Here is a 14,853-nt window from a genome sequence, read left to right on the forward strand (position 1 = left end):
GGCCTCCTCTTCCAAAGCGTGACGCCAATCTTGCCAGGTTGATGACCAGCCGGCGGTTTACTTCGCAACATTTGTCATAAAAATAGCTTTCTTAAGTAATTAGTTAACATTTGATGTGGAATAGTTTGTTAAACTATCTCTAGTATTTGATGAATGATTTTATTTTTATGATGAATGAAAAGTTTCGTTGGTTATTGTCTGTCAGTGTATTTGAGTTTGAATAAAGGGGCGATTGGTGGTTAGATTCAAGGGTAGGAGTATTGCTGCTGTTATTCATAAGAGTTAGTAAATGTACTGGCGTTTTAGTCCAGACTTTCTAATGCTACTTACAAACCTACCCTGTGCTGCTATTCTCTGTACAGGGTAGGTTTGTTAGCTTAATAAACTTCTTCCTCTTCCTCGTCGTCTCCCATGTTAAGCAGTGCGTCCAGCTCGTTGTATTCAGCCAGTAACCCGGGGCTGCCCGATACCTTTTTGATAAAAGCCGGATCGGCCATTAGCTTCATAAGGTCCTGGTACAGGGGTTTACTCATTGTTTTTTCCATAAACCTGGCATCTTCCTCCTCCGTTAGCTCGGGCAGGGCATTGAGTTTAGGGAATAGTGTTGCTGATTGCTTTATCAGCCTGGCTTTTATCACCGCTACCTCTTTAAGGGCGGTTGCTTCAGGTTTGGTATTCATAATCTGAAAAGCCTTCAGAATCTCACCGTTAAAGGCGTCATATTCCTTTTCCAGGGCAGGAGGCAGTTGAGCAAAGGCATTCAGGCAAAACAGGGAAAACAGGATGGTGAACAGGCTCACGAGCCGTTTGTAAGTGTAGGTGTTAGTGTTCTTTTTCATATTGGTATCATTAAGTTTATTATAAATTCATTCGGTCTGCTATTGTGGTGTTTGTGTTTCAATGCATAACTACTCTCCTTTTATATTGATGTACCAGTAGCAATTATGCGCCGGGTGTGTTTCGTAAGGTATGTCTTGTGGTGCGGTACCATCCGGGTGTTGTTCCTCACGGACTCTTATCCATGTTTCACCCCTGCGGCAATAGTGCGTTTTCAGCAGGCTTATTTTATCATTGTGCTGTATCTCGGTGTCGGATTCATAGCGTATGGCACAATCCTTAACGCCCAACACCCAGTAATCAGCATCGGGTTCGTTGGTTCCGGTATTGTTGTAATGGTGTCTTATGCCCAATCCGTGTCCCACTTCATGAATAACGGTTGAGGTCAGCAGCTCAGAAAAAAGACGTTGTTTGCGGGCCTGGTTAGTGATGCCACTCAAGGCATTCAGAATACCCTGCTGGGTTATTTTTACCATGTAGATGCATTTCAATGGGGTATCACCGGGATAGTCAGGGCCACAGCTGCTTTTCATCGGGCTTTCGCCGGCACTTACGGGGGTGTTGCCTCCAACCGGCCAGTAGCGCACCCACATGGCATATTGTTTCTGATTAGAGTAGGTGTCACTGGTTCGGTAATTGACCCATCTGTTCAGGTCATCTTCCACATTACCGGTGTACTTCATCAGTGTATTATCGATGTAGTGCCAGTTTAAATTGGCCGGATTGTAAGGGGCATAATGCTCCCTGAACAGGCCGTCCTGATCATACACGAAAACATCTTTATGCATCGGGTCGGTTCGCACATGCTTTCCCTTCACCTGCTCGTGCCTGCTATCTTTAAACAAATGCCCTTGCTCAAAAAAGCCGCGGTACTCTTCATAATTGCTGTAGCCGTCACCATTATTTTTTTGATGCTCGGGGTAAGGATCAAAATCCCAGCTGGCAGATAAGTTCCTGTCAAATATCCCCACGTCCTTCTCCCATTTATCAGCTATGTGATTTTCATTCTCATCATAGGGCAGGTGCAATGCCCGGCCATTCTGTTCCTTCACCCTGGCATCATACCATTTGTCGCCTGCTTTTATCCGGGCTTTTATAGTGGCATAAGCGCCAAAATCAAGCGAACTGATAACGATTATTGCTTCTTTTTGATCAGAGGATTCTGTTTGACTGACAGCGATAATCTGCCTATCACGTTTCTCAATAGTATAGTCGACTGCTTGCCTATCGTCCACTATGTCCATGTCCGGGTCGGTATTGTCATCTGCACTATTCAGGCAGGTGCCTGGTTCGGCCGATATATCGGAGAGGGTAAATTCTATTTCAGATGGCTGGATATTGTCCCATGATAATTTTACTTCCACCGTATTATCATCTTCCGGCAGCCAGTCTTTATCCATTATCTCCACATATATTTCCGGCATTTTCATGCCCGATGGATAAAGCTTCCATCGTTTTGTCAGGTTTGGCCCGCTGTATAACCCACTCAGGGTTGTGCCGTTTGGGGGGAGCGGGTAGTCTTTGGGTTCATCAAAGTCGGGCATCAGGTTTGCAGCAAACACCGTGACGGGCATTACACTTTCGGCCTCTTCCAGTGGTCCGCTGTAGGTAGCCCATTCTTCCGCTTTTTCGCCAAGTGGCACAAATATCTCTCGCAGTCCGGCAGGCAATTGCGACAAGGCAGAGTAATCTGTTGGTAAGCCCTCTACTGTGCGTGTAAGGTTTGATTCGCTGTTGGCAGGATGGCCATTAAAGCCTACACCATAGGAGTTGGTACTGATATCAATGGATAAATAGCCTCCCCAGAATTCGCCATATTCATTAAGTGCCGGATTGCCAATTTGCCCGCTGCCTTTGGTTTCTGTTGTCTCCGTAATAACAATTCGTCCATCGGAGCTTTCACTAATCATTTTTACAACCTTAACTTCGTGCATGGAACCGCTGCCATAGCCATACCATTCGCCAAAAGAATAGCCATCTGTCTCCACCGATTCATTCAATACATAGCGCCCGCTGATGGTCGTGTTTACCTCAAAGGTGTAGGTCACTTCAGGAGTTGATGCCCATTGCTTACTGGAGCGGTAGGTTTCTTCATATTCGGCATTCCAGCTTTTAACGCTTAACCAGTTTGTTGGACTGTTTGGTGTATGCTGGCCATCACCATCGTTTGTGTAACAGATTTTATAAGATGTAGTGGTGCATAATACCAAAAAGCTTAAGCCTATCTGTTTAATACAATGCCGGAAGTTCATATTAATAGGATTTGTCAACAGGCCACCACCTGCAGGATACTGATTCGCGTTGTCAGGGCCATCACCCTGGCGATGGCCTTATCTGCGCTCTATAGCTTTATATTTTTATAAATTCCACTCTGCGGTTGTTGGCTTTACCTTCAGGGGTGTTGTTGGTATCAATGGGTTGGCTTTCGCCTAATCCGCTTGTGCTAAGCCGGTCGGCAGCAATGCCTTTTTCAACAAGCGCCTTTTTAACTGACGCAGCCCGTTCTTCCGACAGTTTCTGATTGGCTGCCTCATTGCCATCACTGTCCGTATGGCCTTCAACGCTGAAACTCAGATCGGCGTGCTCGCTCATCAACTTATAGATCTGATTAATGACACCCATGGATTCGGGGCGGAGCGTGGCTTTGCCCACGTCGAAGCGGATGCCGTTGGTGATGAATTTGCCATCGGTCATCACCCGGTCGTACAGGTTCATGCTGCCTTTGGCAATGCGTATGTTCTTGATCAGGGCGGCATTGCCTTCATGGCATTGAGACGCCAAAATTGAAAAACCGGATGGATTGCCTCCCAGGTTGGGGATGTTGGTGATGCGTTCTTCACCAAAATAAATTTTTAGTGAGCGTATATTAAATGAGATGGCTATGTGCTGCCAGTAGGGGTAGTTTTTGTTTTCATCAAAGGTGGTTTTCCCTTTATTGTAAATGAAAATATCTTTGGGACTGATGATGATGCGTGGCAGGTCCGGATTTTTTTGTTGGTTCACCACATCGTATAGCTTAATTTCAAATTTTGTACAGAACTCAGTGAAGTAGGCATCAAACTCGATGGTGAATTTCTCAGGCAGGTAATCGCCTTTTTCCTTCATCAGCGGCACTATCTCGGAGTTTTTAGTAGACGGAAAGTTGATGACGCTCTCACCGTTCAGTTCGGCTATTTCCACATTGCCGGTTTTTAAATCCCATTTAGAAGGAAACTCCCCATTTTGTTCGTTTGCCAGCAGGTCTTCGAAAATCACCGTGTCGCCGGGTACAAAATCATATTTGGTCCATAGCTCCTGCGTTGCTCCTGTGTTTGCTGTTGCCGTGGATGCAGTTTCATTTACCTTGTCATTATTCGTCTGTGCTTGGTCACCCGATTTATTAAAGGCATCATCTATTGTTTTATTAACTTGTTGTTCGGCCTCTTTGCTTGTTGTTTGTTTTAGTTTGTTGCCCATTTTTTTCAGAGATTGTGATTCAGCTGGGATGGCCATCAGAAGTATGATGCTCAAAATAAAAATAATACGTTTCATATTAGTTTATTTTATAAGTTGATGATTAGCGATTGAGGCGGGAATAGCCCAATATACAACAGAAGTGCTGCTTTGTAAAGGGTAAGCGGTACTGAACCCTATGGTAATAGGATAGCTGCCGGGGCAATGTCATTAAGTTAAGGGTTTTTCGTGTCGCTATACAACCTCCAGATACTACCCCAAACCCCTAAAGGGGCTTACCCCGCGCGCTGTGCCCTTTAGGGAAGCAAAGGGTGAGTGTGAGGGATGCTACTAACTTAATGACATTGGCTGCCGGTGGGCTGGTTTTAGATTACTTAAAGTCATGTTTACAACCAGGGTATCTATTCATTGTTTAACCCGATTGGTGCTGTGTATTCTTCAGTGCTGCTGGCTGAGAACCAAACTTGTCATCCGTCTGTTATTTTTTTCATGGTATTATAGTTAAATTTCGACATTATTAAATCGATACATATGCAAGTGACCACCTTGGGGGAAGCCCTTTATCCATCACCACTCAGGTATTTTGTTAGCGATAGTCTGCGCTTGGCCGAGCGCATTATTCAGCGGCCCGATGAAAAGATGACGGATAATATCGCGTTTGAGCTGGCCGGACCGCGCGAGAAATTGTTCTTTGATGCCAAAAACACCCGGGCTGGTATTGTCACCTGCGGTGGCTTAAGTCCTGGCCTCAATGACGTTATACGCTCGTTGTTTCTCGAATTGCATCATGCCTATGGCGTGTCGCATGTGTATGGCTTTCAGGGTGGTTACCGGGGCCTGGATCCGCATTTGGGTAAGGAGCCCCTGCTGCTGACCCCCGAATTGGTGGACGATGTGCATAAAAAAGGCGGTACCTTCCTGGGTACTTCACGTGGCCCGGTTGATACAGCGGTGGCCGTTCAAAACCTGATTGATAAACAAATAAATATCCTGTTTGTGGTAGGAGGCGATGGCACGCAGCGTGGCGGCTATGAACTGTACAAAGAAGCCAAACGACAAAACTACCCGCTGGCGGTGGTGGGTGTGCCCAAAACCATTGATAACGATATTCCGTTTGTATCGCAAACATTCGGTTACCTAACGGCCATTGAGGAAGCTGCCAAAGCCCTGGACAGGGCGCATGTGGAAGCGCGCTGTGTCAATAACGGCATATCGCTGGTGAAGCTAATGGGGCGAAATGCGGGTTTTATAGCTGCCGGTGCCACGCTGGCCAGTCAGGAAGTGAATTTTATATTGGTGCCTGAGGTGCCCTTTAAGCTGGAAGGACCCAACGGGTTTTTAGCCGCCCTGAAAAAACGTATTCAGGACAGGGGACATGCACTGGTGGTAGTGGCGGAGGGAGCAGGGCAGGAGCTGCTCCAGAATAACACGCAACTCAAAGATGCCTCTGGTAACATCATACTCAATGATATTGGGCAATACCTGAGCACACGTATAAAGACATTTTTTGAAGATGAAGATATACCGGTTCATTTGAGGTATATGGACCCCAGTTACCTGATACGCAGTACACGGGCCAATGCAGTGGATTCGGTGCTGTGCGACCTGTTTGCACGCAATGCGGTGCATGCTGCCATGGCCGGTAAAACAGGCCTCATTATAGGTAAGATGCACGATAAATATATTCATGTACCAAGCGAACTGCTGGCCAGCCGCAAGCGCGTGATGGAAACCGACGGCATGCTTTGGCATGGTGTATTGGCCTCCACCGGGCAGCCAGCAAGCTTTTATTAGGCTGCGTGCAATAGCCAATAAGCTAATGGATATCGTATGCTGGCGCGAGTGTGTAACTCGTGCCATTTAATATCCCGCCGTGGAACGTCAATTAAACAGCATCAGATACAAATTGGCGCTGGCGGTGGGAGAACTTCTTTCTTTTTTAAGTTCACCTCTTTCAATCAGATTTTGCATCCTTTTTAAAAAGGATGTGCCTGCCCGGCACCGAGGGCTAAAGATATCTAAGTTGCATTTTAATATTTAACAATAAAGCGTTTAAAGGGAAGATAGGCTTTGGGCTCTGCAATGCCTTTCATTTCATTGAATGATTTGAAGCACCTGTTCTGACCTGTCAATTGAAGCCACACGATACCCCCAGACTTAAAGAATTCATCGCCCAATAATTCGCTGATTGAATTGTTTCCCATGCTATTGATTAAAATGGCATATTGACAAAAGTATGATACTGGTGGATATTTGCGTCTTAGTAGATTATTAGAAACGCAAAGCCATGAAAACAACTACGAATAAAATTTGGGCAGTGGCAATTATCACAGTGTTATTCCTGGTAAATGCCGGGGCTCAAACAAACTGGGATGTTACAGTTACTAACTTCTCTTTTACCCCTGCAAGTCTGACCATTGACCAGGGCGATGTTGTTACCTGGAATAATACGCTTGGTACCCATAATGTTAATGGTACAACGGCTACGTTTTCTAATAACCCTGCTTCGTTTGGAAATAGTTTGCAGAATGCACCCTGGCAATATAGTTTTACTTTTGATATTGCAGGTGAATACAGTTATCAATGTGATCAGCACCCAGGAAGTATGCAGGGCACCATAACGGTGAATACAGCCACTTCCATTACTGGTGATAACGATAAAGATGGTATAAAGATATATCCATCACCGGTGAGGGAATATCTCTTTATTGAATTCAATGATAATAGGGCTACTACCTATTCCAGCATCCAAATCTTTGATTTGACCGGGCAAATGGTATTTTCACAACCCATCGGGAGTAATGATAAGCTTACAATTAATATGGGGCACTTGCCACCTTCATTATACTTCTACAGATTACAGAATACAAACGGATCCAATGATACGGGTAAGGTACTAAAAAAGTGATGAGAAGCTATCTTGAAAGTAGTTCTCATTAATAACCTGATTTCAAAATCATGCCTCGAACTCAGGTTGGTCTGTGAATCATTTAAAAGTTCAGAATTATTTGATGAAAACGGTATGCAAAAGTCTCACAAAACCCATTATATATAGAGAGTATAGTCTATTCTTCTTTTTAGCAAAGTCATTGGCACAATGGTTTATTGTATCTCAACCAATTTATGGCTTGTCTGTTTGTTTGGTGTATAAACACACATAAAACAGTTGGTGATGAAAACAGCATCCTTAACCGATACCATTGAATATAAAGAAGACAAGCCAAATATTCAGAAATTACTCGAAACACCATTTAGTAAGGAAATTCGCATTCTGCTTAAAGCCGGACAGATAATGAAAGAACACACGGCGCCGGGTGCCATTGTAGTTGAAATATTTGAGGGGGCAGTTGATTTTGGAGTCAGGGGAGTTGTTCACCATGTTAAGAAAGGAGATCTTTTAACACTGGATGCAAAAGTGCCTCATGACCTGAAAGCCACTGAAGACAGTATCATCAGATTAACGCTGGCAAAAACAGATGATATTAAACGTGTTTTTAGCGTTATTCGAGAGTAGCTGTTGTTCTTTGCTCGTCTGCAAAGTATTGGCGGGTTTGAGACATAGTCGTTTCTTCTATGTAAGAATACTCACTGCTGCCAAAATACGAGCCGTCTTCCACATCACTTCTTCGCTAATATCGAAGTGAGGCTGGTGGTGAGTGCCTGCATTGTTCGAGGCGCCTACGCCCATAAAAACTGCTTGCCCGCCCGATTGTTGAACGTGGTTCATCAGGGTGCAGAAATCTTCACTATAGGTGTTGTGCAATTCTTCTTCTATGCAATTGGCAAATAAGCTTGCGGATGTCACGGTTTGTTTCACCTTTTTAACCAACTCTGTTGAACTGGCGGCACTTTCAGCCTCACCAACCAGGCTCACCTTGCAACTGCAATCATACTTCCTGGTAATTTTTTCGATGGTTCTGATGGCCGCATCGTATAGTTTATCACGGGTAATTGTATCACCAGCCCTGGTTTCTATCTTTAAAATGGCTTCAGGGCAGATAATATTACGTGCCGTGCCTGCCTGCATCTGGCCAATATTCAAACGTATGTGCGAGGGGAATTCGGCTTTTAGCTGTTCTAATCTTAATATAATCTCAGCAGCGGGGAGGATGGCGTTAATGCCTTTTTCAGGAGCCAATGCTGCGTGAGAGGCTTTGCCGGTTATTTTCACATCGAACTTTTTACTGGCCAGCTGGCCATACGTTCCGCAAATAAAATCCTGGGGGTCTCTGTTGGCCCACACATGAAATCCATATGCTTCATCCACTTTGCTGAAAAGGGGGTGTTTCACCACAGCAGCCATGCCACCCAAACCTTCCTCGGCAGGTTGAAACAGGATAATGATTTTTCCCTGGATCTGCTCCTTGTGTTCCGAGATGTATTTGGCCAATCCCAGGCCTATGGCTGTATGGGCATCGTGCCCGCAGGCATGCATAAAGCCCTCATGAGCAGATGCAAATTTGTTTATATAAGGGCGATGTTCATTTAACTGACTTTCGGTAATGGGGAGCGCATCCATATCCACACGAAATACTTTTACAGGTCCATCACCATACTCCAGTACTCCCGCAACAGCTGTGTAACCTCCCTTGGTTTTTGCCAGCAATTCCTTGTCCAGGTCTGGCCTTTCCGAGGCTTGCTTATAGAAGCTATCCAGACTATCCTGAGCTGGCAGGTTCATGCGTTCTTCACAAATCAAATCTTTGCCCATGTGTATTTCGAAGCCCCATTTCTTCAGCGATTGAGCAATAAATGTAGCGGTTCCAAACTCACACCAGGCGGGCTCAGGGTGTTTATGAACCAGGCGGCGCCACTGAATCATCTCTTCTTGTAAATCCTGAAAATACGAGGAAAGGCTACTCATCATATTCAATTATTTTGTGCAAAGATAAAGAGAAAACAAAGGAAGCTCTTTTGCGTGGGGGATTATTTGTGGCTACTTATGTTCGAGGGAATAGGTACCTGTTGTTGCACTGCTGTTTGCTGTGGGCGATTGTACAGGAAAAAATAGCATTAACCAATGCACTGACAATACGGGCTAACGATAAAAAAGCTCCCGGCTGAATAATCAACCGGGAGCTTTTGTGCCCAGAACAGGACTCATAATATCTTTTTAATACGCTTAATAACAGCATCTTGTGATTGTCAAAAACAATGGGTCTCGTTAGGGTCTCACTAATATTATTTGACTATAATCAAAGGTAAAAAAAAGAATTCATTTAGCATTTCTTTAAAGCATTTTACTGGAAAAATAATTCCATATCTCAACACTTATATTCACATCTTTATTACCCCAAGCTCCAGGCCAGTCATGTCCACCATTGATGACCTTGTAATAAAGCACATCGTTTGAATGAGCCGGCTGATAATAATGCCTGCGAACAATACAACTGCCGTCATCAGCAGAGAGGTTGGGAAGCGTGTCTGTCTCAACCACAGAGCACTTATTGGTTGTTTGCCAATAGTTAATAGTGGCATCAATACTTCTGTATGTACCCCATCCGTCAACATTACTTGTATCGCCCTCAAAGCGGGTAACGTCATCTGCTGTGCCAAAGGTAGCAAATAGCGGTACTTGATGGTTTTGTGCCTGTTCAAAGAAAGTATCCAGCATCATGCCGGCAACAGGTGCCACAGCTTTAAACATGGTGGGTTTTTCACAAGCCATTTTGTAGCACATTTCGCCCCCGTTAGACATGCCAGTCAGAAAGGTGTTCTCTGGAGAGAGTTTATAACGCTTTTGGATAAGCATAGTGAGTTGAACAATGAAATCGACATCATCGGTGTTAATATCTGCGTGAAACGTATATCCAACATTCCAGAAAGTATTGGAATCATTATCTGTTGTGCCTTGTGGATACAGCACAGCAAAACCGCTCTGGTCAGCAAGTTGATTGAAATGTGTGTAATGCATAATCTTTTCAGCACTGCTTGTAAATCCATGCAGCACGACCAGTAAAGGGCTGTCTTCATGCAAATCAGTGGGTTGGTAGTAGATGAAACTTCTTAGTTGGCCCTGATGCGAAAAGGTGTCATAAACTGGTTTTGTGGATTGTTTACACCCAGAAAAAAATAATGGAAGAAGCAGTAATTGCAGGAGTTTCATAGGCATTAATAGCTAATGTGAATCAATCGTTAAAATTTGCTTAATATAAACCTTCAACCCATAACAGGGTTGTTTTCTCACCCTATTTATAACCCCGCGCTTCGAACGGGGCTATTATTGTTAATGTCCTACGGATATTTTTTTATCCTGAAGGGATTTAATCTTAATAACCATGGGTGCAACCCATGGTATATTAATGTATTACAAACAGAACCCCGGAGTGGGTTCAACTATTGATTCGCATAGCTAATTGATGAAAGAGCCATGCAGGTTAAAACCGACACCCAATTGGGTGCCGGTTAACCAAAATTCAAGCGAACTATTGTTTGACGAATTTTATTGGATGGCTTGCACCTTTAATTATTATGAAGTATAAGCCTTTCGCCAGCTTTTCGATATTCACCTTATTGCCAAATCCACTTTGACATTTTAACCCATTGGTATTATAAATGCTGTACTGTGGTGCCGTAGTTCCTGGTGTTTGAATGGTTAACACCGATGTGGCAGGATTGGGGTATATGCTGTATGTTTCTTCTTTTGATAGGCTATTACTAATAGAAGTACTCACCTTCAGCATAGTTGTATTTGCCACTTTTTGCATCTCGGCCTTATCAAAGTAAATGGTGCCATCTACCCCTTCCAGAATCACATTTATTTGCCAGGTGTCTGAGGGTGCCGGATGAGTGGTTATACTTATTTGTTCCCAGCTACCAGCTGCTGTTACATCAACCTGGTCGAGGGAGATGATGTTTTGGCCCTGGCCTCTGAATTCATATTTTAAACGGCCAACACTACCTGCTGTTGCTTTCATCCACACTTTTATCTCAAAAACATCACCTGGCTGGGCATCGTTGGCATGCATGACACCGGATGGATTGGTACAACCCAGGTACCTCTCCCCATCATATGCCCCGGCAGCATCTGTAATCAGTTCGGGATATGACCAGGAGGCGAATGGACGCCAGCCATCGGCATAGCCCGCAACCACACTGCTCTCGAAGCTGCCATTGCCAACATCACTATTCTGGCCAAATGAGGATAGGGTACTTAATGTTGGAGGGGGTAAATCTAAGACATCGGCAATGTGTGTAGCCAGAATATCGGCAAAGCCGGCATGCTCATTAATAACGGCATGGTAATCGCTCCATAGCCATGGGAATTTGACAAATGAGATGTTGGTGTCGCCTCCAGCCATACGCGACTGAACAAACTCATCAACATAGTCGGCCGGTTCATTGAAAGCCCAGCCATAGGAGTTAGCCATCACAATATGCGCATCAGGGTAATGGGTTCTGAGTGCAGACACAAACTGATTCCAGGAACTCATCATGAGCTCTTTGGACGCACCGGCATAATAATCGTTGGCTCCCAGGTTAATGACCACCACATCGGGCGTGAATTGCCAGTAATTATTCTGGAAATCCCATATATTGGAGGCTTTAGCACCTCCGGCAATGTGGATGCGGTTATATAAATCTTTCATATCAAGCTTTCGGGTTAAATCGGTAACTCCGTGCCCACCGGCCGAGAAGTTGGAGTACTCAGCATTAAGCATACGTGCCGTAAGGCCCGGATAGGTGAAGTAACTGCCTGAAAGGTTAGCATGTCCTTCATCACGCACATCCCAGGCCGACCAGCCTGAAGGATTGGAATCACCATAAAATTCAATTTTTAAAGGTGCCCTGGCGGGAGGTTCAAGCAAATTGCCATCTGCTATTTCCAAGCCCCAAAAGGTAATCTGGGTGTCGTATTCATTGAGTTTAACCAGCTGCACCGTATGCTCGCCTGCTGAAAGGTTCTCAGCAATTAAATAGCTGACATTACGCCCACTTAATTCAATAATCTGGCGATTAAACGGATCCGCCTGACCATCAATTATCACATACAAATAGCTGGTGCCTGATGAGGTAAAACGGGCTGAAAGGGCAGTGCCATTAAATTTAACAAGAATGGAACTGCTGGGAATACTAAAGGTGGGAGCACCTGGTTTGGAGAAGTCCATTCGCCCTGCATACTGAATAAGCGGGTTATCAGGTGAAATATTTGTTGTTTGCGCCAATAAGGGCATGAAGCCTAAGAGCAAACAAATCAGTATCTGGATTTTTTTCATAATAGTGTCTTTATCGGATGAGGATTTTAAGGTGCTTTTGGATACCGTCGCCACACACTGTCAAAAGGTAAACGCCCCCTTTGATGGCACCTAAATTAACCGTGGAGCTTTTATTGCCCTGGCCATTGAAAGAGGCAATGCTTTCACCGGTTAGCGACGTCACTTTAATGGCTTTTATCGGAAATGATGACTGAATGTCCAGCATTTCGTCAACAGGATTTGGATAAATGGTAACTTCTTCATCCCTGACCGATGAGATAGAGGTGGCAGCATCGCATGCACCAAACATGACAGCACTGAGTGTCACATCCTCTTCAGCCACTGCTACCTGACGTTCGGGGGCCTCAGCAGTACCCATATTACATTCGCCTGTAATGGATTCTTCACCATCCCAATAGTCCTGTGCACCGTTAACAAAGGTGTAGGGGTAGGTGGTGTTGCCATCCAGCTCAACAGAAGCCGACCAGATACCATTGCCATCATCACTCATTGCTGTCCAAATCCATGGGTTTTTGATCACCACTTGAACACCATCGCCTGAGACGGTTTCGTTACTCATATCCACCTTAAAAATGACTGTTACCTTTGGAATGGCCGTTGCACTGCAGCTACCATAGGCTACTGCATCCAGTACTGTGTTGCTTGCAGGTACCGTTAAGGTGCGCCAACCATTGGCATCGGCACATTCAGCTGGTACTGATTCAACCACATAATCATTCCATTCGTCGGGACCGGTTTGGTATGAATAGCTAAAGGTAATTGCGGTACCTTCGGCATAGGAAACGGTGTAGGAGTAGATACCATCCTGATTATCATCCGTCATGGTATAGTACTCATTCCAGTCAGCATCCATATACACCCAAACAGCACCTCCATTATAGTAATCTGTTCGGGAGCTAATGTCAACCTGAAACGTTACATCGACTTGAGCCTGCATGACTGCAGTCCAAAAAATAGCTGAAATTAAAAGTAGAAAATGTTTCATGATAAAGGGTTTTAAGTGAAAAATTGTTTATTGATTAATTAGCTCATAGGTGAGCTTTTGAAATTTCTCATGTATCTGGTGGTTATTGTTAGGGTACATTTGCAGAAGCAATACCGCTGAAATATTGGCTTTTGGATCGGTCCAGCAATAAGTATCGAAAAAGCCACCAAACCCATAGGTACCTTCATTACTTAGACCATTTTGGGCCCCCAAGGCATTGGTTACCCAGGCGGCATATCCCTGGTATGAATCACCTTCACCGAGTGAGGTTTGCTTGCTGAGCATAGCTGCCACTGACTCAGGAGCAAGCACCTGGTGGCCTTGGAAGGTACCATTTGCTGACAGCATCTGTAAAAACGAGTGGTAATCTTTGGCGGTGGAGCATAAATCAGCGCCTCCTGAGAAAAACTGTCTGTTACTCAGGCAAGGGTAGTTTGTATCGGCATATGATGTTATTTGTAACTCATCATTATCCGCTGGCTCATATACATCTGGTAGCCGGTGGCGATGTTGTTCAGGAATAATAAAGTAGCTGTCGTGCATCCCGCATGGCTTCAATATGTGCTCTGTAATATATTCATCGTAACGCTGGCCTGAGACTTCTTCGATGAGCACCCCTAGCACATCAAAACTAAGTCCGTATGTATAGGCAGAGTCGGGTTCATGTAAAAGGGGGAGAGCGGCTATCTTTTGTATGTTCTCCCGAGATGTTCTGGTATCGTGGCCAAAGCCTTCACTAATGTTGTTTTTTAATATCAGGGCATTGTATTGGTCATCCTGAAAACCATAAGCTATGCCCGAAGTGTGTGTCAATAACTGGTGAATGGTAATGTCTGATTGGGCAGGAATAGCTCTAAAGCTCGAATCCGGCAGTACTTTTGTTAATAAGCGGGGGCTTTTAAATTCGGGCAGGTATTGGTAAACGTAATCACTGGTGTTGAGCAGGCCTTTTTCCTGCAATTGCAGGATGGCGACCGCCGTTAAGGCTTTGGTCATGGAAGCCATGCGAAATATATCATTGTTCAGAAGCCTGGTCTGTGCATCAATATTCCGGCAGCCAAAAGCTTTGTGATAGATGATGGTATCCTGGTATGATACTAACGCCACTGCGCCGGGTATTTTGTGGTGTTCGATTGCATGGATAAATAGCGAATCGAGCTGGGCATCATTGTATATTTGATGGTTTTTGCTGGTGTTACAAGCCCAAAGTGTAAGCATAGCAATCCCCATGCAAATTAATGGTAGATTAATTTTCATAAATCAAATTGTCTGTCAGGTGAGCGGAACAGTTTGTGAAATAAAATCAGGCTGCTACATGAGTAGAAGATATTATTTACGAATGTTCCGAAGTAAATGATATAG

The 14,853-nt window shown here is 44.5% G+C and carries 12 protein-coding genes; 3 read left to right on the forward strand and 9 right to left on the reverse strand.

The annotated features are described in order from the left end of the window. Positions 1-377: 377 nt before the first annotated feature. From KEM09_RS08265 to KEM09_RS08275, 3 genes are all read right to left on the reverse strand, one after another. Positions 378-839, reverse strand: a complete 462-nt coding sequence (locus KEM09_RS08265; RefSeq protein WP_212227513.1) for a hypothetical protein — start codon at positions 837-839, stop codon at positions 378-380. A gap of 69 nt (positions 840-908) precedes the next feature. Further along, on the reverse strand, positions 909-3,089 hold the full coding sequence (locus KEM09_RS08270) for a hypothetical protein (RefSeq protein ID WP_212227514.1): 2,181 nt from the start codon (positions 3,087-3,089) through the stop codon (positions 909-911). Between the two features lie 97 nt (positions 3,090-3,186). Further along, entirely contained in the window at positions 3,187-4,368 is a 1,182-nt protein-coding gene (locus KEM09_RS08275) for an OmpA family protein (RefSeq protein WP_212227516.1), read from the reverse strand. 453 nt (positions 4,369-4,821) lie between these two features. On the opposite strand from KEM09_RS08275, the gene KEM09_RS08280 reads away from it, so the two are divergent. Then, a complete protein-coding gene (locus KEM09_RS08280; protein WP_212227517.1) occupies positions 4,822-6,084 on the forward strand; it encodes an ATP-dependent 6-phosphofructokinase in 1,263 nt (420 codons plus the stop codon). 236 nt (positions 6,085-6,320) lie between these two features. Here the strand turns inward: KEM09_RS08280 and KEM09_RS08285 are convergent, their stop codons facing one another. Further along, positions 6,321-6,494 carry a hypothetical protein gene (locus KEM09_RS08285; RefSeq protein WP_212227519.1) on the reverse strand — a complete coding sequence of 58 codons (174 nt, stop codon included), beginning with the start codon at positions 6,492-6,494 and terminating at the stop codon, positions 6,321-6,323. 83 nt (positions 6,495-6,577) lie between these two features. Here KEM09_RS08285 and KEM09_RS08290 point away from each other — a divergent pair, with 83 nt between their 5' ends. After that, entirely contained in the window at positions 6,578-7,198 is a 621-nt protein-coding gene (locus tag KEM09_RS08290; RefSeq protein ID WP_212227521.1) for a T9SS type A sorting domain-containing protein, read from the forward strand. Positions 7,199-7,462: 264 nt separating this feature from the next. Then, positions 7,463-7,804 (forward strand): cupin domain-containing protein, encoded by a 342-nt coding sequence (locus KEM09_RS08295; protein ID WP_212227523.1) that lies wholly within the window; start codon positions 7,463-7,465, stop codon positions 7,802-7,804. A 57-nt stretch (positions 7,805-7,861) separates the two neighbouring features. Here the strand turns inward: KEM09_RS08295 and KEM09_RS08300 are convergent, their stop codons facing one another. The 5 genes from KEM09_RS08300 to KEM09_RS08320 all read right to left on the reverse strand — a co-directional run bounded on the left by KEM09_RS08300 (position 7,862) and on the right by KEM09_RS08320 (position 14,748). Continuing rightward, on the reverse strand, positions 7,862-9,157 hold the full coding sequence (locus KEM09_RS08300; RefSeq protein ID WP_212227525.1) for an amidohydrolase: 1,296 nt from the start codon (positions 9,155-9,157) through the stop codon (positions 7,862-7,864). 363 nt (positions 9,158-9,520) lie between these two features. Then, positions 9,521-10,402, reverse strand: a complete 882-nt coding sequence (locus KEM09_RS08305; protein WP_212227527.1) for an extracellular catalytic domain type 1 short-chain-length polyhydroxyalkanoate depolymerase — start codon at positions 10,400-10,402, stop codon at positions 9,521-9,523. 313 nt (positions 10,403-10,715) lie between these two features. Then, positions 10,716-12,506: a GDSL-type esterase/lipase family protein gene (locus tag KEM09_RS08310; protein WP_212227528.1), complete on the reverse strand. Its 1,791-nt coding sequence runs from the start codon at positions 12,504-12,506 to the stop codon at positions 10,716-10,718. A gap of 10 nt (positions 12,507-12,516) precedes the next feature. Next, the gene (locus KEM09_RS08315) at positions 12,517-13,491 is read right to left on the reverse strand and encodes a T9SS type A sorting domain-containing protein (protein WP_212227530.1); all 975 of its coding nucleotides are present in this window, start codon (positions 13,489-13,491) and stop codon (positions 12,517-12,519) included. Positions 13,492-13,518: 27 nt separating this feature from the next. After that, on the reverse strand, positions 13,519-14,748 hold the full coding sequence (locus tag KEM09_RS08320; protein ID WP_212227532.1) for a serine hydrolase domain-containing protein: 1,230 nt from the start codon (positions 14,746-14,748) through the stop codon (positions 13,519-13,521). Between the last annotated feature and the right edge of the window lie 105 nt (positions 14,749-14,853).

This window comes from Carboxylicivirga mesophila, from assembly GCF_018271975.1.
GTDB classification, from domain to species: Bacteria; Bacteroidota; Bacteroidia; order Bacteroidales; family Marinilabiliaceae; genus Carboxylicivirga; species Carboxylicivirga mesophila.